Source organism: Polynucleobacter necessarius (assembly GCF_900095215.1).
Lineage (GTDB): Bacteria > Pseudomonadota > Gammaproteobacteria > Burkholderiales > Burkholderiaceae > Polynucleobacter > Polynucleobacter necessarius_H.
Window position 1 is genome coordinate 518647 of record NZ_LT606949.1, and the last position, 24770, is coordinate 543416.

The window sequence follows — 24770 nt, forward strand, 5'->3', positions numbered from 1 at the left end:
ATTATTGAGTCTGACTTTCGCGCTCAGCTCGTTGACTGCACCTCGTTTATCTACTTGAGAGAGTCTACGGGTTTCAACCTCAAAGTCGAATTGTCCCGGGTGAAATTCTTCATCATTCTGCAGGTGAATGGCATAGGTCCAGACCAGTTCCCGGCCTCGGTTTTTTAAATACATCAACTACACGCTTCATCTGAGTTGCCTTTGTGGTGATGCTTATTTGCTACTGATGGATGGGGTGGCTATATTTGTTTGTTGGGTAAGACTATTTTTTTTAATGCCACCAAGTTTCTAGATTCAATGCGAATCGCTCCGCTCCTTGGGCTATCAATATCGGCAATCAAAAAGAAGGATACCGAGATCACGAAGGGAAAGATCATGAAGAGACCGGTGCTCTTCTTAAAATTCCGGGCGCCAAAACCCACCACTGCAATCGCTGCCATTAAAGCCCATGCCGTATAGGGGATGCGATTCCACCAAGAAGCCTGCACGTAGCCTTGGGAGTTGATGACATCATGCATGCCGGATGCAACCAGTGCGATCGTTGGAGAGGGTTGTGTGCGAACGGTCGGAAGAATTTCATTCCAAAGGGCTGTTTGCAGCTTATCCATTTGATTGCGTATCTCCTGAATCTTGTCCGGACTTTGCTTGGAGTAAAACAGAATGCGTTGATCTATATATTGAAGCAAAAGATCCTTGGTTGCGGCAGCCGCCTTAGGAGGTAAAAAGTCGGCGCGTAAGTATTCGATTCCAATAGCATTTGCTTCGGCTTCCTCATATCTCTCTCGTTGATCATGGCGATCAATGGCCCTTGAGAATGTGAAGCCAATAATTAGGCCGAGCAAAGTTAAGGTGGCCGTCTGGATGATGCCTAAATCTTGAGAGGTCTCCGTGTCTTTAGAGCGGAAAGGACTGAGCACGGCGAACCCAAACCAAACGGCAAGGGCGAGCGTTAGGAACGTTACCCCAAATAGGATAAGAGGGTGGTTTAGAAGGTGAAAAATTTAAAAAGTTCCCGGATACAAAATATCTTTAGTTATATTCTGAATGTCACGATGACCTGTAAATGCCATGGCGATATCTAGCTCGTTATGAATGAGTTCTATGCACTTGGTTACACCGGCTTCACCCATAGCCCCTAAACCATATAAAAATGGGCGACCAAGCATCGTGCCACGCGCACCCAAAGCCCATGCCTTGAGAACATCTGGACCGGAGCGAATGTCGCCATCCATCCAGACTTCAATATTTTGGCCAACAGCATTGACGATCCCAGGTAAAGCATTGATGCTAGATACCGCACCATCTAATTGACGTACACCATGGTTAGAAACAATTAATGCATCTGCGCCAGAATTTGCCGCTAAGCGTGTATCACCTTCATCCAAGATGCCCTTGATAATCAACTTGCCGCCCCAGATTTTTTCATCCACTCCACATCGCCCCAATTGCGGCCTGGCTCAAATTGTTCCGCAGTCCAGGAGGAGAGAGGACATATTGATCATATTGGCAATAGTCAGTTTGGGAGGGGCTGAAAGACCATTCTTTCACTCTTTGTGGCGTTGGCCCAGAATTTGTAAATCTAAGGTGAGAACAAGCGCGGAGCATTTAGCTGCTTTGGCACGTTCAATAAGACGTTCAATAAAGCCGTGATCTTTCATGACAGAGCTGAAACCAAAATGGTTTCGTAGTGCGCTCCGCCACATCCTCAATGGCACAAATACTCATAGTGGATAGGCAGAATGGCACACCAAACTTCTCAGCGGCCTTAGCGGCCAAAATTTCACCATCAGCATGCTGCATTCCAGTGAGGCCAGTGGGTGCGAGCGCTACCGGCATTGCAACCTCTTGACCAACCATGGTGGTCTTGGTAGTGCGGTTTGTCATATCCACCGCTACACGTTGGCGCAATTTAATTTTTTGAAAGTCAGATTCGTTGGCGCGGTATGTAAACTCCGTCCAAGAGCCCGATTCTGCATAGTCATAGAACATCTTGGGGGTACGCTTTTGGTGGAGGACCCGCAAGTCTTCTATATTGGTAATGATTGCCACAATGTATCCTTCTATTAACGCTATTTAGTTAAAGCAAATGCTTCATTTAAGCGCTATCTTAGCAATACCAGGCATTTGTTTCTACAATGCTAGGGTATCCCTTGTCTGGGGACCTCAAATAACTACTTCCCGCTAAGCCGCTGAATGCAACAACTGAATTTCGCCACTATTGCCTACTGAATCACCGCCACCGCTTTATGGGCGGGTAATGCGATTGCAGGCCATGTATTAGTGGGCAGCATCTCTCCAATTACCTTAAGTGCAGTTCGCTTGGGATTGGCTGCCTTGCTCCTGCTTCCTTTGGGATGGTGTGTGTTCATGCCCAGCAGCGCGTTGTGGCTGAGCAAAAAGCGCTTTTTGCTCTTGGGCTTGTTTGGTGTGTGTAGTTATAACGTGCTCTTGTATCTTGCTTTGCAAACTTCTACCGTAATCAATGTCACCTTGATTGGCGCAAGTATGCCTATTTGGATGCTCTTTATTGGTGGCGTTTTTTATCAAGTAAAGCCAAGTCTATTGCAAATGATTGGCGCAATCGTCAGTTTGCTTGGCGTGGGAATAGTCTGAACGCGCGGTGATCTCGCAGTATTGCTATCCATGCAAATGGTTATTGGAGGTCTTTTGATCATGCTGGCCACGATTTTGTGGGCTTTTTACAGCTGGATGTTAAGTCGCCCAGGTACGAGTACGGAGCGTCAATGGCCATGGGCAGAGTTTTTGATAGCTCAAGTCATGGTTGGTCTTTTGTGGACAGGATTTTTTGATGGCTTTGAAATTGCCACCGGCCATGCTTTTATTGAACTTAACTGGTGGACAGCCTCTTTGATTTTGTTTGTTGCGATTAGCCCATCTCTGATTGCTTATCGTTGCTGGGGTTTGGGTGTAAGTGGGGCGGGGCCAACGGTTGCCGCTTTTTGTTGCTAATTTCATCCCTTTGTTTACCGCGCTCCTATCGGCCGCGATGCTGGGTGAACCCCCGCAATTCTTCCATGGTCTTGCATTCGCGCTGATTGTTGCCGGCATCGCCATTTCCTCTAAAACGGGACAATAAATTCACAAAGCACCAAAAAAGCCCTTTTCAATAGGGTTTTGACGTGATTCGCCCAAAATACCCTTAAATCAGTATCATTTAGGCCTTATTACAGAAATTCCTAGGCAATTACTATGCCAGGCTTACTCCCTAATGTTGATCCAGACGGTTTATTGGAGTTCTCGGTCGTTTACACGGACCGATCTTTAAATCACATGTCTGAAGAGTTCAAGCGCGTGATGGTGGATATTTCTGGTGTGCTCAAAGATGCCTATAACGCAAGTTCTGCAGTGATCGTTCCCGGTAGCGGCACTTTTGGTATGGAGGCTGTTGCCCGTCAGTTTGCCAATAATGAAAAATGCTTAGTTTTGCGTAATGGTTGGTTTAGTTATCGCTGGACACAAATTTTTGATTTAGCTCACATCACTAATGACGTCACTGTTCGGAAAGGCCATCAGTGAGAGGATTCGGCGCAGGGTGTTTTTGCTCCAGCTCCAATTGAAGAGGTGGTGGCGTTTATTAAGAAAGCAAAACCAGCCGTAGTATTTTCGCCGTATGTGGAAAGTTCCGCTGGCATCATTCTTCCGGACGATTACCTTAAGGCGGTTGGTGAATCGGTTCGCTCTGTTAACGGCTTGTTTGTATTGGATTTTATTGCTTCTGGGGCAATGTGGGTTGATATGAAGTCCTGCAATGTGGATGTTCTTATTACAGCGCCACAAAAAGGCTGGAGTAGTTCTCCATGCTGCGCATTGATTGCCCTCGGCGATCGCGCGCGTGAGCGTATTGACGCAACGCAAAGCAGCAGCTTTTCTATGGATCTGAAAAAGTGGCTACAGATTATGGAAGCTTACGAAAATGGTGGTCACGTGTATCACACCACGATGCTTACGAATGCCCTCAAGATTTTGCGTAACGTCATGAAAGAAACTCAGGCCCTTGGTTTTGCCGTGCTAAAAGACAAGCAAATAGAGCTCGGTACAAAAGTGCGTAACCTCTTGGTTTCAAAAGGATATAACTCTGTATCGGCTAAGGGGTTTCACGCTCCAGGCGTAGTTAGCTACACCAAAGATCCTGATATTCAATCTGGCAAGAAGTTTATTGCGCTTGGTTTGCAGACTGCTGCTGGGGTGCCCTTGCAAGGCGACGAGAGACCAGACTTCCGCACTTTCCGCATCGGTTTATTCGGCTTAGAAAAATTGGCGCATGTGGATCGCACCGTGGGACACCTTGCCGCCGCTTTAGAAAAAATTACAGAGACTGAAGCGCAACCCGCGTAAGGGCTCCGGTAGTTAAGCGATAAAGATAAAGGCCATCAGATGATGGCCTTTATTACTTTGCCCGCAATCCATTTTGCATTGATCTAGTGGCTTACCTCGCCAAGGGATTGGGGGTCGCCTCTCCAATTTTAATCAAAGTATTTTTATCTACGTGATGAAACAATTCAGCCTAACCTTTAATTTTCATGACGCTATCTTGTTCGTAAGACCAGATGCCGTCATTGTGTATGGATACCTGAATACGAAACTCGACCGTCTTAAATGCGTAATCCAAGAAAGGGTTTGAGGAGATTCACGCGCAACGATCGTCTTCTTTTGCGATCAGCTCAAATTGTTTTGCATCTGGCGCGGCGTTACCGGTTGCCATCGTAATCATGCCTCGAGGAATCGTTAGGGTGTGAATGATATTGCCGGTTGCGGGTTCCCAAAGCCAGTATCCCACCTGGTCGTGATAGGTCTTTACTTGATCTGGTTTGGTAATGTGGGAGTGATACCGTAGGCCATAAAACAATTGAGGCCCATGGGTTTGAGTGTCGATAGGTTGGAGTTCAATGCGCTCAACATAGGCTTGTGTTTTTGGGCCGTCGGCTTTAGGTTTGACATCCAAGCCCCTCACACCTTCCAAGATGCCGGCCATGCCCGTCAAGGGCCCAAGCTGCTCCAAGGTATTCAGTGAATAACCCTTGAGTTCGGTAAAGATGTCGCTCGGAAAATCACTCATAGCCTACTTTTTAAAAAGAAGTATTTATCTCAATTTTTTGAGTATTATTAAATAATCCACAAACCATCTTGGAGAATTACATGATTTCTCGTATCGCACGCCTTAGCCTAGCATCTCTTATTTCTGCCGCTATCGGTATGACTCCAATCTCTGTAATGGCTGCTGATCCAGCCCCCGCTCCAGCGCCAGCTGCCGTACCAGCTCCGGCTGCCGCTCCTGTCGCCACCACGACTGAGAAGGCTACTGAGAAGCAAGCTAAGAAAAAAATCAAGAAAGAAAAGCAAGCCGAGAAACAAGCGAAAAAGAAATCCAAAGCAGCCGCTGATTCTGCGGTTCAGTAATTCAGCACCCCTTAATTGAGGGGTGCTGCGCCATCAAAGTCATCAGCTCTTTTTTGGGCTGGTGACTTTTTTCTTGGAGCATCGTGACGCACTAAGAGCCACATTGCTGTAATCACTAAAGTCATGCCACTGATTTGTGGCCAAGTAATAGGCTCTGCCAGAATGAAGTAACCCATCAAGATGGTGGAAACTGGGCCCAGTATTCCAGCCTGTGCCACCAGTGGTGAGCCAATTTGATTGAGGCGATCATAATCAGCAGCATTGGTATTGCTGTGCATAAGCTTGCATTGAGCAGGCTATACCAATAGAGATTTGCGGCAGTTGCTCAAAGATTGCTTTCGGACTATGAATGGTGGATTGCAATATGCTTAAAACCGCAGAGGCTGAGCTGGCATAGACAACAAGACGTACGCTGCCAATCCGTTTGACCATCTCACCAGCGCCAAGCATATAGGCGGCATAAGAGCATACGCTTCCAAAAACGAGAAACATACCCAGCCATGCGCTGATCCCTGTTGAGCTGGCATCTTGAATAAAGACAATAAAAACCCCGATGTAGCCAACGACCAGCGAATAGCGTTGCAATTGAGAAACAGGCTTTCTCAAAACAAAGTAAGAAATAATGAGCACGATGGTTGGCGTGAGATAGAGAACGATGCGTTCTAGACCAACGAGATATGTTGAAGTCCTAACAAATCAATATAGCTTGATAGGAAATAGCCTAAAAATCCTAGGAAACATAATTTACCGCGATCAAGCCAGGAAATAGGACTCATTGCTTTACGGCGAGATTCCCACCAGAAAATTCCCCAAAATAAGGGGAGCGCCATGAGCATGCGTAGAGCCACAAGCGTTTCCGCATTAGCGCCGTAACCAAAAGCCAGTTTTACTAGAATCGCTTTTCCTGAAAACAGCATCGATCCGATCCCGGCCATGAGGATGCCGTAGAGATAGCGTTGACAATGATGTGCTGCGCTTACTGAATGCATAACGATTTATGGCAGCTTATTTGACAGGGATCGCATCTCTAAAATAGTCTCTGACGGTGTAGGGCCAATAGGGCAAATGCCTTTATCAATCAGGCTGTCGGCTGCTCTGGCATGAAACTCAACTGCAATTCCGTTCGCCTCCCATAGATCTAGATGGTGCCGAACTCCCTGACCAGCAATGGCTGCAATGCTTCCCGTCAGCACATCACCCATGCCTCTCGTTCCAATGCAGGGGGTTCCCGCCATGCATTGCACTGGGGGATGTTGTGGAGAGGCGATGAGGGTGTGTTGCCCTTTCAGGACTATGATCGATTGGGTTAATTCCACTAACTGTTGAATGGCTTTTAAGCGATTGGATTGCACTTGTTCAGTTGTGGTTTTTAAAAGTTTCGCCGCTTCACCGGGATGAGGGGTGAGTGTGGTAAGGCCTGGGTATGTTGTATTGCGTTCTCTGAGTTGCTCAAGTAACTCAGGTGATTCACTAATCAGGTTAAGGGCATCGGCATCAATGATCAATGGAATCTGCGGATAGGAGAGTGATGCGCACAAACACTGGTATGCAAGTTCGGATTTTCCGGGGCCAGGGCAAATCGCAATGAGATCGGGTTGGGTGGCAATCCATGTTTTCTGGATATTCTTTTCCGCAAGACGAATCATCAGTTCAGGATGATGAATGTCGACACGAGTCGATGCGGGATCTAGAGTTTCTAAGATGGTCCAAGCCTGCGCCTCAATGCAAACACGCGTTGCCTGCCAATAGGAGTGCGCCAGCCATGCCAGGCGCACCACCAATTAAAACCACCTTGCCTGCATTGCCTTTATACTCTGCGGTTTCGCGCTTAAGAAGCTTTGCTAGCCCAAGCGTATTTAGGTTTGCTGGTGGAGAGTTCATCGGAATAGTATCGCTCTGATTTCGGGGGTATTGAGTCAATTATAGGAAAGAGTATGCTAAACACATGAAGATCCAATTTCTTGGCGCTGCAGGTGAGGTTACCGGATCACGCCATTCGGTTGAGGTGATGTTGGCTGGAAAGCCAAGACATTTCATGGTTGATTATGGAATGTTTCAAGGCGGTCGCGAGGCGACCAATAAGAATCTTGAGCTCTGCTATTCCCACCAAAAGACCTTGATTTTGTGGTGCTAACGCATGCCCATATCGACCATAGTGGGTTACTACCGCGTTTATGCGCTCAAGGCTGTACTGGGCTCATTTACTGCACAAATGCTACTTTTGAGCTGTTGAAAATTCTTTTATTAGATAGCGCCCATTTGCAGCGTGCGGATGTCGAGAGGGCGGAAAGAAAGAAGAAGGCGGGCAAATGGCGCGGAGAAATGCCCGTGGCTTTGTATTCTAAAGAAGAGGTCGAGGTCACTCTTAATCAGTTTGAGCCAATTGAATATGGGCAACGTGTAGAGTTGGCTTCGGGTATTCAATTGGAGTTTCGTAATGCTGGACATATTTTGGGTTCAGCAATTGCCGTACTTGATATTACTGAAGATGGGCACCAGAAAAAACGTTGCGTCTTTTCTGGTGACGTTGGCATGAAGGGCAAAGTCTTAATGCCGGATCCTGATTTAATTAAAGATGCTGATGTGGTTGTGGTGGAGTCCACTTACGGCGGTCACCTACACCGTAGCTTGCAAGATACCGAAGATGAGTTGTTTGAGGTGTTAACTTTGATACAAACCAAGAAGGTGGTGCGTATCCCGGTGATGCTGGTAGGTAAGGATTGTTGGAGCGAGATGGTGAATGTCAATCACATGATGGAGTTTGGCGTGATTGATGAGGAGGATATGCGGAGCATTCATTGTTCAGAGACAGCGGTAGAGGCCTGGCAAGTGATACAGAATTGGTATCAATTGGGCTAACCGCCCCTGTAAAATGGGCGGATGAACCCTACGCAACCTAGCCTCAGTGTCTCGCTTGATATTCCCCAGCTACCTCTTGGGTGGGATTATGCTCTTATTGGTAATGGTGTTTCATGGGGTGATGTTGTTGCAGATTGCGAAACGCTATGAGGTAAAGACCTTTTTATATTTGGCCGAGAAAAAATACTCCGCTATTGCAGTCTGTTTCTACATTAGTGTGTTTCTCCTGTTTTTTTAACGCATATCGCTGAAATCTTGATTTGGGGTATTGCTTTATATGTTTTTAAGTTGCTGCCGGCGCTAGGTCAAAGCATTTTATTTGGCGGGAGTACCTATACCGCAATGGGATTTCTTGAGGACATTCTTCCAGACGGTTGGCAAATGTTTGCGGTGATTATCGCTTTTTCGGGAATGTTCGCTTTTGCATGGACTGCTTCAGTCATGATCTCGATGACTAAAAACTTTCGTCAAGCCTACATCAAACTGCATATGGGAAAACTTAAAATCCCATCCGAAATTATTGATCGCTTCGAGTAATTCATGAGTAAAGGGATTCCGTCATTATCGGCGGCGGCGCGGCGGGTTTATTTTGTGCTGGAGTAGCTGGCAAGCTGGGCAAGAGAGTGCTTGTGCTTGATCACGCAGAAGTATTGGGTGAAACAATACGTATTAGCGGTGGTGGGCATTGTAACTTTACCAACAATCACAGCAACCCATCTAATTTCCTTTCGCTTAATCCACATTTTGTTAAGAGCGCGCTTGCTCGGCATCCCTCTGCAGAATTTATCAAGCTCGTTATCTTATCCGGCATTGATTATCACGAGAAACACCAGGGGCAATTGTTTTGCGATGACTCCGCGAAACAAATCATTGACATGCTTTTTGATGAATGCGCTAAAGGGAGGGTGGCTGTGCGCAATCCAGTTTCTGTCCAATCTATTAAGCGGGATGCCAATCAATGGATGGTGCATACCGATACCGGCATTGAAATATCGAAAGCAGTTGTAATGGCCACTGGTGGGTTGCCAGTGCCTGCGATCGGAGCTAGCGCTTATTCTTTAGATATTGCAAAGCAGTTTGGTGTAAATGTAATTGACCCAAGACCAGCTCTGGTGCCACTTTCATTTACTGCGGATACTTTTGGCAGTCTGAATGAGCTTGCTGGCCTAAGTGTCCCCGTTAGGATTGCGGCGGGTTCAAAAGGTCGTCATTATGGCGCCTGTAGATTTACTGAAGACCTACTGCTCACGCACAAAGGACTATCTGGTCCGGCAGTGTGACAAGCAAGCAGCTATTGGGAAGAGGGCGAACCCATTCATATTGATTGGCTTGTGGCTATAGAGCGCCCCGGTGGTTTTAATTGTGACGAGTTATTTAATAACGAAGAGAATCGTTTAAAGCTGACCGAAACCATTTTGGGCTCAGTCCTGCCGCAGCGCTTAGCCAAGGCATTCTCGGATCAAAGAAATTTAACGGGTCGTAAGTGGGCGGAGGTGTCCAAAAAAGATCGTCAAGCCCTCAAGGAATTAGTGACAAACTGGTCGGTAAAGCCCGCAGGCACTGTAGTCTGGAAAAAGGCTGAAGTGATGTTGGGCGGCGTTGATACTGAAGAGCTCGATGGGCGGACAATGATGTCACGCAAGTACCCAGGACTATTCTTTATTGGTGAGTCCGTAGATGTCACTGGCCATTTAGGTGGACATAATTTTCAATGGGCTTTGGAAAGCGGCTTTGCTTGCGCACAGACCTTATAAGTCATTTATTAAGTTAAAGATTAGTTCAACCTTTTTCTTTTTTCACGCGAGCGAATATTGAGAAGCTCAACTGATAGTGAAAAAGCCATAGCTAGATACACATATCCTTTTGGAATGTGAGCTCCCATGCCTTCCGCGATTAAAAGGACCCATACTACCGTGAGAAAAGACAGTGCCAACGCTTTAATCGATGGATGGCGATGAACAAAATCTCCAATCGGTTTTGCGGCGATTAGCATAATGAGTACTGAGGCTAAAACTGCCGCAATCATTACGCTAATTTGAGCAACCATACCTACCGCAGTGATCACGCTATCCAGTGAGAAGATGATATCGAGTAGGCCGATTTGCACGACTGAGCCAATAAATAGAGCCATCATAGATTTGCCACCATTTTGACTGCTGGCATTGCCCTGTTCATCGCTATGATCGCCAACTTCCACCTCAACATAAATTTCTTTTGAGGCTTTCCAGATGAGGAAGAAGCCGCCTAGCAAGAGAATTAAATCTCTTCCGCTAATGGCTTTTTCAGCTATGCTAAACAGAGGGGCTGTAAGACCCATAACCCAAGACAAGCTCAGAAGTAACAAAATGCGCGTGACTAACGCAAAGATCAACCCAAAGCGGCAGACTCTTTCCCGAATTTCTGCGGGGAGCCTGTTGGCGATGACGCTGATGAAAATAATATTGTCTATTCCTAGAATAATTGCTAGAGCAGAGAGTGTTAAAAGAATGCGATCCAAGCGTTAGGGTTGCTGAGAAGTTGCAAGAGGCTGTCGATCATTTTTTACTTTGCGATTAAGGGCTTAAGGTAAAGTGTATCCAAGTAAATTTAATATTGCCTTTTATGTATAAGCCCACACAAATTTTCAGGATATTTTTGCTTTACACGCTGTTATTTATTGCATTTGGCCCTGTAGAAGCGGCCAATCCTGATAAACCTATCAAAATCATCATTGGTTTTCCAGCGGGCGGGCCCTTAGATGCGCATATTCGTCTTTTGGTCGAAAAACTGCAATCCTCATTGGGTCAAACGGTAATTGTTGATTACAAAGCAGGCGCGGGTGGTGCGGTTGGCGCTCAATATGTGATGCAATCCCCGGCTGATGGATATACAGTACTGTTGGCCAATACAGGAACGATGGTGATTAATCCTGCGATTTACACTAAATCACCTTACGATACCTTGAAAGATTTTCAACCTGTTGCTAGAACGGCGCAGCAGCCGATTGCATTAATAGTGAATAAGGACGTGCAGGCCAATACTTTGAAAGAATTTGTGGCTTACGCAAAGGCAAACCCGGGAAAATTAAATTATGGTTCAGCGGGCAATGGTGGGGTTTCTCATTTAGTTCCAGAAATGCTCAAGAGTGAGACATGGATATTGATGGTGCATATTCCATTTAAAGGAAGCGCGCCAGCATTAACAGATTTAATTGTGGGTCATGTGCAATTTATGGCGGAGTCTGTTCCACAGGCAGCAAACTACGCGAAACAAGGCAAAGTTAAAGCTCTGGCTGTTACTAGCGCTAAACGTAATCCCGCCTTACCAAACACACCGACCGTCCTGGAAACTGGAGTTGCTACTTTAGATGTGGTTGGGTTTTATGGAATTTTGGCTCCCAAGGGGACGCCACCTGAGGCTGTTAATAAATTAAGCCAAGCCTTTAAGAAAACGCTAGAGTCACCGGAGATTCAGAAAAAAATGATTGATCAAGGTGCTGATCCCGCCTATTTAAATGCGGATCAATTTTCCACGTGTCTCGCTGCGGAAATGCCACGCTGGGCTAAAGCGGTTAAGCAGGCTGGTGCCCAGTTTGACTAAGAAGGCTAGTTGGGTTGGTTTCTCATCCAATCCGCGGTATTGAAAAAAGATTCCTCTAGCTGCTTGGCAGCGTTGCCATCAATGTTGCATTCTTCCATTGCTTTATATATGCAGGCAAGCCACTGATTGCGTTCTTTTAAACCAATTTTGAATGGTAAGTGGCGGGCTCTAAGCATAGGGTGTCCATACTTAGGTGAGTAAATATCCGGGACACCCATCCATCCGGTTAGGAAAAACTTGAGTTTTTCTCGGGAGCTCGCTAGGTCTTGTGGGTGCATTGCACGCAAATCGCTAAAAATGGGCTCCAGGGCCATTAAATCGTAAAAACGGTCCACTAATTCATCGATTTTATCGATTCCACCTATGGCGTCGTAAATAGAGTTGCTTTGGGTTATTACCGTATTTTAATGCTGGAAATTAGGGTGATTGGCAGCCCTTCTAATTCGGTATAGATTTGAACTTGGAAGTCTTATCAATCTGTTGTGAACCCTGAATGAATACTTGCTAAGTAGTAGAGTTGGAATGGACGCAAAAGATCTGCAAAAGCGGCAACAAGAAAAAGCAAACGAGTTATTTGATTACTCACATAAGCTATTAGATGCGGCTAAGCAATTAAGCGAGCACCACATTGCTGAAATGGAGTGGGACATGAAGAATGCTCTCGATAGTGCGAAGTCAACAGCTAAAAATGACTTGGCCAAATTGAAAGGTTTGCAGGAAGAGGCGGCAAAAGAGGCTGCGAAGCGCGCTGCCGTTTACCAAAAGAAGGTCAAATCGGTTCTGAAAGATATTGGCGAGAGCGTTGCCGATGAAACAGAGAAGCATCTTGAAAAGGTTCGCAGCTCGCTGGTAAGTTGGCTAGAGGATACTGAAAATAAAATGCCGTCCCATGCCGACAAACTTTGTAAGGTAGTTAATGAGATGTCTACTACCCGTCAGAAGATGTTTAAAGAAGGGCGACGTATAGTGAACCAAGTGGCAGATGCTGCCGAAAAGAATATTGATGACTTGGTTAAAAAAACCGGAGTTAAAAAGAAGTCTGCTTAAGCCAGCTTGTCATAGCGCTGCTTAAAAAAACCGCCTTGAAACTGGGGCGGTTTTTTATTTCCAGCCCTGTATCCAAAGCTCGCTATTGCTGAGGTCGCGCCAGGAGATTACTGATGTTTTCTGAGAGTAGACCGCTTCAATTTCTACAAGCTCAATTTTTTCGCTTGGGGGCTCAAGCAAAATTACCTTGCTGATCAAAAAATGCTTTTGTTTGGCAATCGGTTTTACCGCTGTCCATTTGGTCAGCAATAATTTCTTGGGACTCAATTTATTCGTCATAGGGCAGCGCACTGAAATTCTTTCCCCTTGATGAGAAGTGATCCTGAGGATGGTGTGAATGTAACGCTTGATTTGGTAGTCTGAGGTGGGCATTCTTGGTCAAAATAACTTTGATGTCCTAGGCTGCCACAATAGCTCAATTTATCCCCCTTGAATTCCATTATCGCTTTACGCAGCACCATGGAAACCTTTGTGTCTGAAGGTGAGTTGCAGCTCCAGCTCGTGTAAGTTTCACGTTCGCAGGCGCCAAGCCCCAGCAAGGTGAAGATGCAGGCTAGAAGGCGAATGTAGGTCGACCCTTGAAAATGGCGCATGGTCCAAGAATAGTGAATTTTTCAATATTGGGATTGGTAACAAATGATGGCATGGTGGTGGATATCCCTGCTGAGGCAGCCCGCCAAAAGGTACAGCTATCATTCGACCCAAGTTCAACAATTTCTTTGACGGCTTCTGGCAATAAAGGGCTGGCTGAATTAGCTATCCTCTTTAAAGGTCGCGGATCAAATTTGCAGAATGTGAACAGGTAATTTTGCTCTCACCAATTTTTAAGCCTCAAAGCAATATTTACTGCGTTGGCTGGAATTACTTAGATCATTTTGATGAGGGCAAGGATAGGTGCGCTGATCAGGGCGTTACGGAATATCCAAAAGTGCCAGTGCTCTTTACTAAGGGTACGCAAACCATGAATGGACCTTTTGACTCCATTCCTTATGACGGCAGCTATTCCACCATGATCGACTGGGAGGCCGAATTGGCTGTGGTAATCGGCAAGAAATGCAAAAACATTTCCGAAGAGAATGCGATGGACTATGTTTTGGTTATGCTGCATACAACGACACTACCGCACGCGATGTTCAGCAAAAACGTCATTCTGGACAATGGTTTAAGGGTAAAAGTTTAGATGGCCACGGCCTTATGGGTCCATGGAGTGTGACTGCTGGTGGCGTTAATTTGGACGACACTCGGATTATCTGTCGTGTGAATGGCGTAGAGAAGCAAAATGCCAGCTACAAACAAATGTATTTCAAAATCCCCGTGGTGATCGCCGAGCTCTCTCGCAGCCTAACTCTTTTGCCTGGTGACATCATTGCTACTGGTACGCCATCAGGTGTGGGTTACAGCAGAAAGCCGCCAGAGTTCTTGAAGCCAGGAGATAGCATGGAAACAGAGATCACTGGTATCGGCATCATTCGCAACACGATTGCTTAGTAAAGCAAGTTGGATAAGCGCAAGGACGAATATAGTGTTGTATAGAACCCAGAAGTGATGGGTTCCGTGCTTGCCTAGTTGTTTTACTAAACCAAATTCCCAATCTAGGTAGGCCTGCATTGCGGCTGGGTCAACGCTAGTGCCTTCATAAGGTCGCTTGTAGCGGTCCAGGGAAGGTGATGCTAAATGGCTTGGCCCTTTTTCAAGCTCTAGGCCGGCATTTGTCCAGGCGCCATTACCTCCATCTAAAACAAGTACTTCAGAATCGGTTAGTGTTTGCAGTTCTTGCGCTGCAAAGAGGCTGAGTTCGCTTGGCGAGCTAGTGATGACCTAACGATCAGCTTGTGGAATGTTTTGGATGGCTGGCACAAGTTGTGAGCGTAAGGCATACCAACTTCCCGGGACATGTCCTTTAATGTAATTGGTGTGTGTACTGAAATCGATGACAATCGTATTGCTATCATTTTTTAACCAACCCGAGAGGGTTTTTGCATCTACGCTTTCTATTTTTGGAAGCGCGGGCAAAGGTGCTTGCCAGGAGCCATTTTCAGTGAGGTTAGATGTGTGAACATCATCAAGAACATAAACATCCCATGCCATCTGCGCTAACCATGAGGCTGGCATATTGGCGCGAACTCCACCACAACTGGGATCTACGCGCACCACGCGGGCGCCTCGAACAGGGGCGACCATTTCAGTTTCTTGCACAAGCTGTCCGCCTGGCACAGATTTAAATCCTGGAGTGTGGCCCGCCTCATATTCTTCTGGGGTGCGAGTATCGAAAAAATAAGTGGTTCGATCGGCTTGCGCTTTCCAAGCCTGTACATCATTTAGATTCGCGCGCTTGACGCCAGCTCTATCGGCAACGCTACGAGCGCGAACCGCTGCTTCGTTCTTGGTGTCATTGCTTACTTCGTGAAATCTTCTGCTTTGACCTTTGTCCAGCTCTTGTCCCGCAAGAGTCAAGCCGATCGTGCCATTCCGCAGCGCGTTGGCTTCATTTGGAATGCCGGCGTTAATGAGTGATTGGGTTCCGATAATGCTACGGGTTCTGCCTGCGCAGTGCACAATCACCTTCGTTTTGGGATTGGGGGCTAACTCAGGGAGTCTGAGGACTAGCTCCGCTCCAGGAACGCTAATTCCGATTGGAATACTCATCGTGTTGTATTCATCAAAGCGGCGAACGTCCGCAACCACCACATCCTCTTTGCTATCGATTAAATGTTTTACTTCTTGTGCTGATACAGACGGAGTATGACGCTTGAATTCCACGTATTCACCAAAAGACTTACTCGGGACATTAACATCCTTCAATACTTCGCCGCCTGCCGCCTTCCATTTTTTTACGCCGCCTTCAAATACGGAAACATCGGTATAACCCAGGCTCGTTAATCGTTGCGCAGCTAATTGCGCATATCCTTCGATCCTTCGCCATCATCTAGCGTGACGATGGGCGTATTCTTCTTAGGTAGCTTGCTGTAAGCATCAATCTCAATTCTGGATAGAGGAAGGTTTGCGGCAACAAGAGGATACTCTTGAGCATGGGGATCTTCTTCGCGCACATCCAAAAATCCAATCTCCTCTTTGTTCAGAAGTTTGTCGCGGATAAAAGAATATTTTTTAGTTTGAATGGCCATGTTGTCTCTGAATTATTTTTTTATTAATGAATTTAATTGGCTAATGAAATTTCTGATTAGTCTAGTTTTGCACCAGACTTTTTAATGGCCTCTCCCCAGCGCGAAATTTCATGATTGATATACGCCGCAAGTTCAGGGCGAGTCATTTTGGGAGCGCTTGCACCAATGGCTGCCCAGCGTTCTTTAAGTTCTGGAGAGGCGAGTGCTATTTGCACCTCGACACTCATTTTGTCGACGAGATCTTTGGGTGTGCCCACATCGCATACCAGCTAGACACGATGAAATTGGATATTCCTAATTCTTGAGCGGTTGGAACATTTGGAAAAGCATCAACTCGTTTTGAAGTCGCAACCGCAACCGCAATGAGTTGACCATTCTTGATAAATGGCGCCGCGCCTGCTAGGGCGTCAAACATCATATCCACTTAGCCTGCGACTCAATCCTGCAAAGCAGGACCTGTGCCGCGATAGGGAATATGAGTAATGAATAATTTGTTCTGCATCTTAAAGAGAGTTCGCCGGTTAAATGCTGTGATGTGCCATTGCCGGTGGATGCGTAGTTATCTTTTCCTGGATGCTTACGAATCTCTTCCATGATTGACTTCAAATCATTTTTTGGAAACTTCTTTGGGTGCACCACAATGACATGGGGAACGCTGCCGATAATGGCGATAGGCTCAAAATCTTTGGTGATGTCATAAGGAAGATTGGAGCACGTGCTCGGTGCAATTGAATGATGCACCGCACCAAGGAGCCAGGTGTAACCATCTGGCGCCATTTTTGCCGCAACAGCAGCACCTAGAGTGCCTCCTGCGCCCCCGCGATCGTCTGCCACGATGGAATCATTTAATTGGGTTGATAGTTGCTTAGCTAGAGCGCGTCCAAAGGCGTCTACAGCGCCTCCTGGTGGGTGGGTGGAATGGGTTTATGAAGGTGATGGGCTTGTTTGGGCTTGGCCAGGAGCTGGTTTGAGCAGTGGCTAGGCATCCAATGAGTGAGCCAATGAGTAGTAGTAGGATTTTTCTCAACATATTGGGCTTTCCAGGCTATTTTTCATGAATTGAGCTATTTTGGCTGAAGCCTTAAATATAAGAGTTATCCCTGATTTAGGGGGCGATTTTCTATGGTTTTTATAGAGATATACTGACTTGGCTGTCGGTATGAATATTCATTTGTTAATAGGAGACGAGATGTCACAACACGATACATTGTTGGCTGCTTTGGAAACATACAAAGCTGAAAACGAAAAATTTATTGAAAAAGGTATTAAGGCATCCGCTGCGCGCGCACGTAAGGCCTTGCAAGACATTGCTGGTGCATGCAAAGAGCGTCGCAAAGAAATTACAGCCGCCAAAGAAGCAATGGAAGCTAAGAAGTAATTTTTGCTTCAGAATATTGATAGGCCTAGCTTTCGCGAGCTAGGCTTTTTTATTTACGGTATCCAGAATTCCAGATTGTCTTAGACAGAGACGCTAAGTAAAGTGAGCTTCATCGCTTTGCTCCGAATGGATAGAAGTGATTGATACTCTGGGCTGTTGGCCCAATTGTGAGCATCTTGCGTGCGTGAAAATTCAAGCTCTACAAAAGCGCTAAAAGGCGTGCAACCGAGTTCATTCCAGAATAGCTCGGCTATTGAGCCCCGGTTTTGAATCGTACCCTTATAGAGTTCAACAGTTTGACCTACCTGAGATCGGTATTGTTCAAAAGCGTTTTGATCGCTTAACTACATCAGCCAAATGACCTTGACCATCATGCTCCTTTGTATAGATTGCTAACACTAGGGAAGTATATCCACGCTATAGTTAAGGTATGGATAGAGAGCAATTTTTGTAGAGACTTCGTGAGAATGGGTTTCCTGAGCCGGTAGAGGTTCAGCAGCCCCCTAACGGTCATCTTGATACTCACGAGTACCCATTTGAAGTTAGGGCGCTCGTTCTTCAAGGCAGTATCGATATTATGGTTAGCGGAGTGAATAAGGTATATACCGCTGGTGACATTTTTCGACTGGACTGGAAGCAGCCTCACTCAGAATCATATGGGCCTGAGGGCGTGAAATACTTGGCCTCCAGAAAACATTCACACTAGGAGCGCTATGAAAATCGGATTTATTGGTTTGGGAAATATGGGCTGACCAATGGCCCTGAATTTATTAAAAGCAGGTCATCAAGTATGTGGCTTTGACTTGGTCAAGGCTCAGTTGGATCCATTTTCAGCTGCAGGGGGTGTTGTTGCAGCGAATGCCAATGAAACCGCCCAAGATGCCGATGTGTTGATTAGTATGTTGCCAGCATCACGCCACGTAGAGGGTTTATATCTTGGTGATAAAGGTATTTTGGCTAATGTGAATCCTAAAACACTTCTCATTGATTGCTCAACTATCGCCCCCAAGGTTGCGCAGGGTGTAGCCACGGCTGCTAAGGCCGCGGGTTTTACGATGATCGATGCGCCAGTTTCTGGTGGTACTGCGGGTGCCAGGCTGGCACATTAAGATTTATGGTTGGCGGTGACGCGGGAGCGGTAGGGAGCGGTAGAGTGCGCGCGTTCTTTATTGGAGAAGATGGGTAAGAATATTTTTCATGCTGGTGCAAATGGGGCAGGTCAGATCGTTAAAGTCTGCAACAACATGCTCTTGGGAATACAGATGTTGGGAACGAGTGAGGCGCTACGCTTGGGAATCGCCAACGGCATGGACCCTCAGGTTTTATCCGACATCATGGCAAAAAGTTCTGGGCGCAACTGGGCTTTGGAGTTATACAACCCATGTCCAGGCGTCATTGAAGATGTGCCATCTTCCACAGGCTATATGGGTGGCTTTGGCGTCGATCTGATGCTGAAAAATCTTGGCTTAGCAGTTGAAAATGCGGAGAATCTGGACGCCAGCATTCCGCTTGGAAAATTAGCGCAACAACTTTATGAAACTCACAGCAAAGCAGGTAATGGGCAGCTGGATTTCTCAAGCGTATTTAATCTGAGAAAATAACTTAAACAATCACCCAGGAAACAACCAGTAGTTTTTCTTGCCGCTTGCTCATTTTGCCAATGACGCGGGCGCCCAAGAACTGGTGTTGATTGAATATTTCCAATACCTCTTTCACATTCTCAGGGCTGCAAGAGACTAGCAATCCGCCGCTAGTCTGTGGATCAGTTAATAAAGCGCGTTGCGCTGATGTGAAATTTTCTGGAATGCCGACTTCATCTCCATAGCTCAGCCAGTTTCTATCTGATGCGCCTGTAATGACACCATCGTTTGCTAGCGCTTCTACGTTGGAGAGTAGCGGCACCTGACTCCAGTCGATATGCGCTGTACAGTTGGAGCTGCGGGCCAATTCTAACGTGTGTCCAGCCAATCCAAAGCCGGTAACATCGGTTAGGGCATGCACGCCAGGTAAGTTGGCTAGATCCGGTCCCGCAGAGTTGAGCTTAGTGGTGTTGGCGATCATTTCTCGATATCCGTCCGGACTCAACAGATCTTTTTTTAAAGCAGCCGACAGAATGCCCACACCTAGCGGTTTACCGAGAATGAGTACGTCGGCTGGCTGAGCGCTCGCATTACTCTTGACGCGCTTTGGATCAACGATTCCAATCGCTACCAAACCATAGATGGGCTCCACTGAATCAATCGTATGTCCGCCTGCGATGGGGATGCCAGCGCTGCGACAAGCTTCAGCCCCACCTTCTAGAATTCGAGCGATCGTTTTATTGGATAGCACTTTAATTGGCATTCCAACCAAAGCAAGAGCGAACAAAGGGGTGCCGCCCATCGCATAGATATCGCTGATCGCATTGGTGGCGGCAATTTTGCCAAAGTCAAAGGGGTCATCCACAATCGGCATGAAAAAATCGGTCGTTGCTACGACCGCTTGAGATTCATTAATCTGGTAAGCAGCGGCATCGTCAGACGTCTCGATACCAATGATTAATTCTTTTGGAAATGGGAGTTGCGGAACGTTCTTGAGGATTGCAGAGAGAACGCTGGGGGCAATCTTGCAACCACAGCCTCCGCCATGCGACAGGGAGGTGAGACGTGGTTCGGTGGAGATATTGACTGTGTTCATGTGGTGAGGTTATCAGATATAGAAGGGAGTCTAATTATTGGCGTAACAGGGTTTCTATCTTTCCCTTAACTTCATCGCTATTGACATTCTCAATCGCACCAATCCATACTCCTTTGAGCTTGCCACTTTTGCCAACAAGAAAAGTGGTTGGCAATCCTCGCGCTTTCCAAGACTTATAGACAGTGCTATTGCGATCGAGCAGCATCTCAATGCTGCGCTAAAAACCATTACCCTTTAGAAACTGTGTGATACGGGGGTTTCATTTCAGCAAGGTTTACCGCGAGAACGACAAGCCCCTTAGACTTATAACTTTCTTGAAGTTGCGTCAGCTCTTCAAATTCTTCGCGGCAAGGTTCACACCAGCGCGTCCAAAAATTCACTACAACCACTTTGCCTTTCAGGTTAGCTAGATCCACCGGTTTACCCGAGAGATTATTGAGTTGTAGTGGAGGCGCTATTTGCGATAGGCCTAGCTGAGCGACAGGACGCCACTCAGCCTTCGCTGAATAACTAGAAAGTGCAAGCAAAGAAAAAGCCAGCGTAAGAATCAGTGCTCGCGCTGGCTTATATATAAACATACCAATTAATAGCTTTCTAAAAACTCAATTAGCCAATGCGTCTACTAGTAGTTTTGTATTTGAAGTTATCTGGATCGAGCGAGTCAAAGCGACCTTCAGTATTTTCCGCCTGGGGATACATCAAAAATGGAATTTCACCTTTCTTGCCAAGCGCTGAACCGGAGAGAGTAAGGTTATGATTATAGTTATAGGCCATCCAATTCATCTCCCAATTACCAAAGAGGTAGTCGCGAATAGCGATGACTTTAGGATCAGTGACCGCTAAAACACCGGTCTCTTCAAGAATCATTTTACGTACGTCGGCTGGATCAACAGGCACCCAGCCAAAGCCTGCGGCATAGAATTCTGCACGACAGTGTTGCGCTTTAGTGATATCGCCACCTTTGCCCAAGCTCTTATAGCCACGTGCCGAGTTAGCAATGCGGATACCGTAAACGTCGCGCGCAGGTAGCCCAACTGAGCGGGCAAGGGCTACAAATACTGCGTTAATGTCTGCGCATTTGCCGCCTAGATTATTGGTCTCCAACATGAGTTTGACATCGCCCTGTCCGCAGCCCAGAGTTTTAGGGTTGCGATGAGTGTTGCCCGCTACCCAGTGATAGATAGCCTGAGTCTTGTCAATGTCTCTTAGCATTTGATGTTCATCAACACAAACTAAGGACACAGCTACACCGTTGGATCCTGCTCGACCGGTACGCCCAATGCGGTGCACATAATCTTCCGGGACATTCGGTAGGTCGTAGTTCACTACATGGGGTAGTTGGTCGATATCAATACCGCGCGCAGCAATATCAGTCGCAATTAGCGCGGTTAACTTGCCTGCTTTGAAATCAGCCAATGCTTTAGTTCGAGCGGATTGGCTTTTATTGCCATGAATGGCCATGCTGGTGATGTCATCTTTCTCCAGCTGCGTCACTAATTTATTGGCGACATGCTTAGTGCGTGTAAAGACAAGTACTTGTTTCCAATCGTGGCTCTTAATGAGGTGAGCTAGCAAAGGATGCTTCTTAGTTCTATCAACTGGGTGAATCAATTGAGCAATGGCTTCATTAGTGCTATGGCTACGAGCTACCTCAATTAACTCTTGGGTATTTAATAAGCCATCAGCTAGTGCTTTGATCTCAGTGGAGAAGGTTGCTGAAAATAATAAGTGTTGACGTTGTTTAGGAAGCGCAGCCAAGATTTTTTGAATGTCGCGTAAGAATCCCATGTCGAGCATGCGATCCGCTTCGTCGAGAACTAATATTTCAATATCTTTAAGAGGCACACAATTTTGTGACATCAAATCTAGCAGCCGTCCTGGTATAGCAACCAAGATATCAAGACCACCGGCAATTGCTTTGATTTGGCGGTTTGCGCCAACGCCACCAAAAATCACTGTGGACTTCAAGCCAGTGTATTTTCCGTACGTTAGCACAGATTCTTGAACTTGAGCGGCTAACTCTCTTGTTGGAGTGAGAATCAAAACACGTAAAAGACGTTTTCCGGAGCTTGCTTTGTTTGAAGGTAGGCGTTGCAGAATTGGCAGCGTAAAGCCAGCAGTTTTTCCGGTGCCAGTTTGTGCTGCCGCCAATAAATCTCCGCCCTTCAGAACGGCGGGAATGGATTTTTCTTGAATTGGGGTTGGGCTGGTATAGCCTTCTTCTGCAATAGCGCGAAGAATGGATTCTGATAAACCAAGATCTGTGAATAACATAGGGGCCAATAATGTATTGACCCGTATTCAACGTATTTAAAAATCGACTATCCCGGTCAATGTGGTGATCTGCCACGCTAGTGCGTTTGCAGTAAGAAGGCCTATTTTAAGTCATCCCCTCCAAAAGTCAGGGATTTGGTGAATGAAGCTGAATTCCAGAGGTTTGGTACCACTGTATTGGCATAGCCGGAAACAAAAGATTTCTCCGTTCCAGTTTCGGGATCAAAGACTGAGCGATGAATGCGTCCAATATTACCGCCATAGACATGAATGCTGATCGCAGTCTGATCGCTCAAGCTGTTCTCTACAACATGAATATCATGGGTGTTAGGTGAAACCAGGTCTACGTGTCCTGGCAAGCTGGAACATGCTTCACCGGGCCTTAAAGCTCTGGTCAGGCTGGCGGCAGTAGGGCGTTCCTGTTTCTTTGCCACGCAACTGTCCAATCATTCCCCAGACTGTGTGATTGTGTAGCGGTGTTTTTTGTCCGGGACCCAAAACAAAACTTACTACGGAGAATCGATCTAGTGGATCAGCATAAAGGAGGTATTGTTGATAGTACTGCGGGTGTGGTTTGGTAAATTCTTCAGGAAGCCAGTCATCCACAGCAATGAGATTTTCGAGTAACTTTTTCCCTTTGGTAAAAATCACCTCCTCGCTTGGTCCTTGCTCAAGCAGGAGGCTTAGCGCTTTTACAAAAGTAAGCAGCTTCTCATCGGTCATATTGCGCTCCATTATTTTGTTACTCAGTTAAGAAAAGCCAGTCTGGCCATGCTTTGGGTTTTAGTGTATTGGTATCAACGCAAACAATATGCAATACAGCGCTGGCTATGACTTGCAGCTCCTCGCTATCAAGGAGTTTTCTTTGCGCGGTTTGCTTAGCTGTGACTTGAGTGCGGCCGCGATGCTCAATGACTTGATTAATGTGAAGTAAGTCGTCTAAACGCCCTGGCTTGTAGAAGTTCATTGTGAGCTCACGTATCGGCATCACAATATCGAACTCATTCATCAGTTTGGTGGGGCTCAATCCGCGTTGAGCAAGCCACTCTGCGCGACTGCGTTCAAAAATTTCCAAATAGCGTCCGTGATAGACAAAACCAGCCGCATCAGTATCGGAGTAGCACACCCGATGAATATAAGTAAAAGCAGAGGGATCTGGATTGATGTTGGTGGTCATTGGCAAATAAATTATTTTGGTAATAAGAGCATCATATTACGGTGCTGAATGCCAGCTTCTTCATAGCTATCCCCATATGCTTGAAAGCCTAGTTTTTCATAAAATGGAATAGCGTTCTCTTGGGAGTGTAGGACGATGGATTGGACCCCTTTTGATGTGGCTAACCCGGTTAATTCTTCCAGAATTTTCATTCCAATGCCCTGATTTCTGTATCGGGCTAAGACAGCCATTCGCCCAATTTGGGCTTGGGCACCTCATAAGTCCATCAGTCGGCCTGTGCCAATGCACTTGCCATCCTTAAGTGCCAGTGCGTGAGCGGCCAAAGGGTCGAATTCATCTAATTCAAGTTCAGCCGGAACGCCTTGCTCTTGAATAAAGACTTTCTGACGCACCAAAAAGGCCCCTGATTTTGCTTCTTCCCAGGGTTTAATCAGTATTTCCAATGTTTGAAGACCCCCACGAGAGATTGCCCATTCAATTTACCAAAGAAGGGGTGGAATAGGCGGATGGTTCGAAATGGCATTAAAACTGCCTAAATCGATGGTTACAATGAATCGTGGTCTTGAATTAGACCCATCTGAAACCTTTTACTTAATTAGGAGTCATCTTGAAGAAATCTTTATTAGCTGGTTTGTTTGCTGCGGTTGGTATCGCCAGCGCAGCCTCTGTTTTTGCGCAAGTACCTGCAAAAATGTTGCCTTTAGCGGCTGATGTTATAGTGCTGAGTGCAACGGTTGACTCTGTTGATGCTAAAAAACGCATTGTTGTGTTGAAAGATGCGGACGGTAACTTGGCGCAAATGAATGTAGCTAAATCCATCAATGATTTAGATAAAGTTAAAAAAGGCGATGTGTTCTTGGTTGAGCATGCGCAAGCGGTTGCTGTTGGTTTGACTGCCGCCGGCAAAGATCAAAAGCCAGGTGTTTCTGGTGTGCGTTCTGTAGTAGTGGCTGGCAAAGGTTCTGCTAAGCCCTTTGAAGAAACGGTAGATACTGTATATGCAACTGTAAAGATCTCCACGATCGATCAAAAGACACGCATCGTTACCTTCATAATGCCTAGCGGTGAGAAGCAAAAAGTAAAAGTAGATCCATCTGTTCTTGGTCTTGAGAAATTCAAAGCTGGCGATGATGTCATGGTTGAGTTTGTTGACGATACAGCTATTGGCTTCGTAACACCGAAGAAATAACTATTCAAAGCAACGAATAAATTGGCACTGAGCGAGTTGTAAAAAAGC

The 24770-nt window shown here is 46.3% G+C and carries 29 protein-coding genes and 10 pseudogenes; 15 read left to right on the forward strand and 24 right to left on the reverse strand.

All coding sequences use genetic code 11. The annotated features are described in order from the left end of the window. Positions 1 to 239 precede the first annotated feature (239 nt). Positions 240 to 917, reverse strand: coding sequence for a bestrophin-like domain (locus tag DXE35_RS02905; RefSeq protein WP_231969959.1), 678 nt, complete (start codon positions 915 to 917; stop codon positions 240 to 242). 84 nt (positions 918 to 1001) lie between these two features. Then, positions 1002 to 1989: pseudogene (locus DXE35_RS02910) on the reverse strand (alpha-hydroxy acid oxidase). Between the two features lie 291 nt (positions 1990 to 2280). Here DXE35_RS02910 and DXE35_RS11155 point away from each other — a divergent pair. The 3 genes and pseudogenes from DXE35_RS11155 (at position 2281) to DXE35_RS02920 (ending at position 4356) form a co-directional block, all read left to right on the forward strand. After that, entirely contained in the window at positions 2281 to 2613 is a 333-nt protein-coding gene (locus tag DXE35_RS11155; protein ID WP_331851925.1) for a DMT family transporter, read from the forward strand. Between the two features lie 60 nt (positions 2614 to 2673). Continuing rightward, positions 2674 to 2970: a hypothetical protein gene (locus tag DXE35_RS11160; protein ID WP_331851926.1), complete on the forward strand. Its 297-nt coding sequence runs from the start codon at positions 2674 to 2676 to the stop codon at positions 2968 to 2970. Between the two features lie 240 nt (positions 2971 to 3210). Next, positions 3211 to 4356: pseudogene (locus DXE35_RS02920) on the forward strand (alanine--glyoxylate aminotransferase family protein). Positions 4357 to 4447: 91 nt separating this feature from the next. On the opposite strand, the pseudogene DXE35_RS02925 reads toward DXE35_RS02920, so the two are convergent. Then, positions 4448 to 5077, reverse strand: a pseudogene (locus DXE35_RS02925) (FABP family protein). Between the two features lie 80 nt (positions 5078 to 5157). On the opposite strand from DXE35_RS02925, the gene DXE35_RS02930 reads away from it, so the two are divergent. Beyond that, positions 5158 to 5418, forward strand: coding sequence for a protein tyrosine phosphatase (locus DXE35_RS02930; RefSeq protein ID WP_114689514.1), 261 nt, complete (start codon positions 5158 to 5160; stop codon positions 5416 to 5418). Positions 5419 to 5429: 11 nt separating this feature from the next. Here DXE35_RS02930 and DXE35_RS10180 read toward each other — a convergent pair whose 3' ends face one another. Genes DXE35_RS10180 through DXE35_RS02940 form a run of 4 tightly spaced genes read right to left on the reverse strand, consistent with a single transcriptional unit; the run spans position 5430 to position 7196 of the window. Next, complete coding sequence (locus DXE35_RS10180; RefSeq protein ID WP_231969960.1) at positions 5430 to 5696, reverse strand: DMT family transporter; 267 nt, start codon at positions 5694 to 5696, stop codon at positions 5430 to 5432. Further along, on the reverse strand, positions 5671 to 6048 hold the full coding sequence (locus DXE35_RS10185; protein WP_231969961.1) for a hypothetical protein: 378 nt from the start codon (positions 6046 to 6048) through the stop codon (positions 5671 to 5673). Before DXE35_RS10185 ends, DXE35_RS10180 begins: the two co-directional genes overlap by 26 nt. A 32-nt stretch (positions 6049 to 6080) precedes the next feature. Further along, the gene (locus DXE35_RS10190) at positions 6081 to 6407 is read right to left on the reverse strand and encodes a hypothetical protein (protein WP_231969962.1); all 327 of its coding nucleotides are present in this window, start codon (positions 6405 to 6407) and stop codon (positions 6081 to 6083) included. Between the two features lie 6 nt (positions 6408 to 6413). Continuing rightward, positions 6414 to 7196, reverse strand: coding sequence for an ADP-dependent NAD(P)H-hydrate dehydratase (locus DXE35_RS02940; RefSeq protein WP_231969963.1), 783 nt, complete (start codon positions 7194 to 7196; stop codon positions 6414 to 6416). Between the two features lie 167 nt (positions 7197 to 7363). On the opposite strand from DXE35_RS02940, the gene DXE35_RS09520 reads away from it, so the two are divergent. From DXE35_RS09520 to DXE35_RS02955, 4 genes and pseudogenes are all read left to right on the forward strand, one after another. After that, positions 7364 to 7552, forward strand: coding sequence for an MBL fold metallo-hydrolase (locus DXE35_RS09520; protein ID WP_197713939.1), 189 nt, complete (start codon positions 7364 to 7366; stop codon positions 7550 to 7552). Next, positions 7546 to 8277, forward strand: coding sequence for an LOG family protein (locus DXE35_RS02945; RefSeq protein ID WP_231970139.1), 732 nt, complete (start codon positions 7546 to 7548; stop codon positions 8275 to 8277). Before DXE35_RS09520 ends, DXE35_RS02945 begins: the two co-directional genes overlap by 7 nt. A gap of 255 nt (positions 8278 to 8532) precedes the next feature. Next, positions 8533 to 8814 carry a hypothetical protein gene (locus DXE35_RS10195; RefSeq protein ID WP_231969964.1) on the forward strand — a complete coding sequence of 94 codons (282 nt, stop codon included), beginning with the start codon at positions 8533 to 8535 and terminating at the stop codon, positions 8812 to 8814. 26 nt (positions 8815 to 8840) lie between these two features. After that, a pseudogene (locus DXE35_RS02955) lies at positions 8841 to 10031 on the forward strand (BaiN/RdsA family NAD(P)/FAD-dependent oxidoreductase). 20 nt (positions 10032 to 10051) lie between these two features. Here DXE35_RS02955 and DXE35_RS02960 read toward each other — a convergent pair. Then, a complete protein-coding gene (locus DXE35_RS02960; protein ID WP_331851927.1) occupies positions 10052 to 10774 on the reverse strand; it encodes a TerC family protein in 723 nt (240 codons plus the stop codon). A gap of 104 nt (positions 10775 to 10878) precedes the next feature. Here DXE35_RS02960 and DXE35_RS02965 point away from each other — a divergent pair, with 104 nt between their 5' ends. After that, the gene (locus tag DXE35_RS02965) at positions 10879 to 11856 is read left to right on the forward strand and encodes a Bug family tripartite tricarboxylate transporter substrate binding protein (RefSeq protein ID WP_114689515.1); all 978 of its coding nucleotides are present in this window, start codon (positions 10879 to 10881) and stop codon (positions 11854 to 11856) included. A 5-nt stretch (positions 11857 to 11861) separates the two neighbouring features. On the opposite strand, the gene DXE35_RS02970 is transcribed toward DXE35_RS02965, so the two are convergent. Further along, positions 11862 to 12251, reverse strand: a complete 390-nt coding sequence (locus DXE35_RS02970; protein WP_114689516.1) for a group II truncated hemoglobin — start codon at positions 12249 to 12251, stop codon at positions 11862 to 11864. Between the two features lie 127 nt (positions 12252 to 12378). On the opposite strand from DXE35_RS02970, the gene DXE35_RS02975 reads away from it, so the two are divergent. After that, positions 12379 to 12903, forward strand: coding sequence for a hypothetical protein (locus DXE35_RS02975; RefSeq protein ID WP_114689517.1), 525 nt, complete (start codon positions 12379 to 12381; stop codon positions 12901 to 12903). A gap of 54 nt (positions 12904 to 12957) precedes the next feature. Here DXE35_RS02975 and DXE35_RS02980 read toward each other — a convergent pair whose 3' ends face one another. Then, positions 12958 to 13182, reverse strand: a complete 225-nt coding sequence (locus tag DXE35_RS02980; RefSeq protein WP_114690361.1) for a TIGR02450 family Trp-rich protein — start codon at positions 13180 to 13182, stop codon at positions 12958 to 12960. Between the two features lie 299 nt (positions 13183 to 13481). Here DXE35_RS02980 and DXE35_RS10200 point away from each other — a divergent pair, with 299 nt between their 5' ends. Both DXE35_RS10200 and DXE35_RS02985 read left to right on the forward strand, forming a co-directional pair. After that, the gene (locus DXE35_RS10200) at positions 13482 to 13709 is read left to right on the forward strand and encodes a hypothetical protein (RefSeq protein WP_231969966.1); all 228 of its coding nucleotides are present in this window, start codon (positions 13482 to 13484) and stop codon (positions 13707 to 13709) included. A gap of 2 nt (positions 13710 to 13711) precedes the next feature. Further along, positions 13712 to 14391 (forward strand): annotated as a pseudogene (locus DXE35_RS02985) (fumarylacetoacetate hydrolase family protein). A 42-nt stretch (positions 14392 to 14433) separates the two neighbouring features. Here the strand turns inward: DXE35_RS02985 and DXE35_RS02990 are convergent. From DXE35_RS02990 to DXE35_RS10215, 4 genes and pseudogenes are all read right to left on the reverse strand, one after another. Next, positions 14434 to 16028: pseudogene (locus DXE35_RS02990) on the reverse strand (rhodanese homology domain-containing protein); the annotation flags it as partial. A gap of 56 nt (positions 16029 to 16084) precedes the next feature. Next, a complete protein-coding gene (locus DXE35_RS10205; protein WP_231969967.1) occupies positions 16085 to 16243 on the reverse strand; it encodes a hypothetical protein in 159 nt (52 codons plus the stop codon). Positions 16244 to 16251: 8 nt separating this feature from the next. Beyond that, positions 16252 to 16446, reverse strand: coding sequence for a tripartite tricarboxylate transporter substrate-binding protein (locus DXE35_RS10210; protein ID WP_231970140.1), 195 nt, complete (start codon positions 16444 to 16446; stop codon positions 16252 to 16254). Beyond that, entirely contained in the window at positions 16443 to 16862 is a 420-nt protein-coding gene (locus tag DXE35_RS10215; RefSeq protein ID WP_231969968.1) for a tripartite tricarboxylate transporter substrate-binding protein, read from the reverse strand. The genes DXE35_RS10210 and DXE35_RS10215 overlap by 4 nt, the downstream gene beginning before the upstream one ends. A 355-nt stretch (positions 16863 to 17217) precedes the next feature. On the opposite strand from DXE35_RS10215, the gene DXE35_RS03000 reads away from it, so the two are divergent. Next, positions 17218 to 17406, forward strand: coding sequence for a hypothetical protein (locus tag DXE35_RS03000; RefSeq protein WP_114689518.1), 189 nt, complete (start codon positions 17218 to 17220; stop codon positions 17404 to 17406). Positions 17407 to 17486: 80 nt separating this feature from the next. Here the strand turns inward: DXE35_RS03000 and DXE35_RS03005 are convergent. Further along, positions 17487 to 17735, reverse strand: a pseudogene (locus tag DXE35_RS03005) (DUF1330 domain-containing protein); the annotation flags it as partial. A gap of 426 nt (positions 17736 to 18161) precedes the next feature. On the opposite strand from DXE35_RS03005, the pseudogene mmsB reads away from it, so the two are divergent. Then, a pseudogene (gene mmsB / locus DXE35_RS03015) lies at positions 18162 to 19007 on the forward strand (3-hydroxyisobutyrate dehydrogenase). Position 19008: 1 nt separating this feature from the next. On the opposite strand, the gene selD reads toward mmsB, so the two are convergent. From selD to DXE35_RS09530, 9 genes and pseudogenes are all read right to left on the reverse strand, one after another. Continuing rightward, positions 19009 to 20082 carry a selenide, water dikinase SelD gene (gene selD, locus DXE35_RS03020; protein ID WP_114689520.1) on the reverse strand — a complete coding sequence of 358 codons (1074 nt, stop codon included), beginning with the start codon at positions 20080 to 20082 and terminating at the stop codon, positions 19009 to 19011. Positions 20083 to 20116: 34 nt separating this feature from the next. Beyond that, on the reverse strand, positions 20117 to 20287 hold the full coding sequence (locus DXE35_RS09220; RefSeq protein WP_162784948.1) for a TlpA family protein disulfide reductase: 171 nt from the start codon (positions 20285 to 20287) through the stop codon (positions 20117 to 20119). Positions 20288 to 20309: 22 nt separating this feature from the next. Next, positions 20310 to 20660: a TlpA disulfide reductase family protein gene (locus DXE35_RS03025; RefSeq protein WP_114689521.1), complete on the reverse strand. Its 351-nt coding sequence runs from the start codon at positions 20658 to 20660 to the stop codon at positions 20310 to 20312. Between the two features lie 28 nt (positions 20661 to 20688). Beyond that, positions 20689 to 21294 (reverse strand): transglutaminase-like domain-containing protein, encoded by a 606-nt coding sequence (locus tag DXE35_RS10220; protein WP_231970141.1) that lies wholly within the window; start codon positions 21292 to 21294, stop codon positions 20689 to 20691. Then, a pseudogene (locus DXE35_RS10225) lies at positions 21274 to 22356 on the reverse strand (DEAD/DEAH box helicase); the annotation flags it as partial. The gene DXE35_RS10220 and the pseudogene DXE35_RS10225, both read right to left, overlap by 21 nt. A 101-nt stretch (positions 22357 to 22457) precedes the next feature. Beyond that, positions 22458 to 23079 (reverse strand): annotated as a pseudogene (locus DXE35_RS10920) (cysteine dioxygenase family protein). Positions 23080 to 23098: 19 nt separating this feature from the next. Next, on the reverse strand, positions 23099 to 23533 hold the full coding sequence (locus DXE35_RS03040; RefSeq protein ID WP_114689523.1) for a YbgC/FadM family acyl-CoA thioesterase: 435 nt from the start codon (positions 23531 to 23533) through the stop codon (positions 23099 to 23101). An 11-nt stretch (positions 23534 to 23544) separates the two neighbouring features. After that, positions 23545 to 23772: a GNAT family N-acetyltransferase gene (locus DXE35_RS09525; RefSeq protein WP_269459896.1), complete on the reverse strand. Its 228-nt coding sequence runs from the start codon at positions 23770 to 23772 to the stop codon at positions 23545 to 23547. Between the two features lie 15 nt (positions 23773 to 23787). After that, on the reverse strand, positions 23788 to 23925 hold the full coding sequence (locus DXE35_RS09530) for a GNAT family N-acetyltransferase (RefSeq protein WP_231969972.1): 138 nt from the start codon (positions 23923 to 23925) through the stop codon (positions 23788 to 23790). A gap of 215 nt (positions 23926 to 24140) precedes the next feature. Between DXE35_RS09530 and DXE35_RS03050 the strand changes: the two genes are divergently transcribed. Continuing rightward, positions 24141 to 24722, forward strand: coding sequence for a hypothetical protein (locus DXE35_RS03050; RefSeq protein ID WP_114689524.1), 582 nt, complete (start codon positions 24141 to 24143; stop codon positions 24720 to 24722). Positions 24723 to 24770 lie beyond the last annotated feature (48 nt).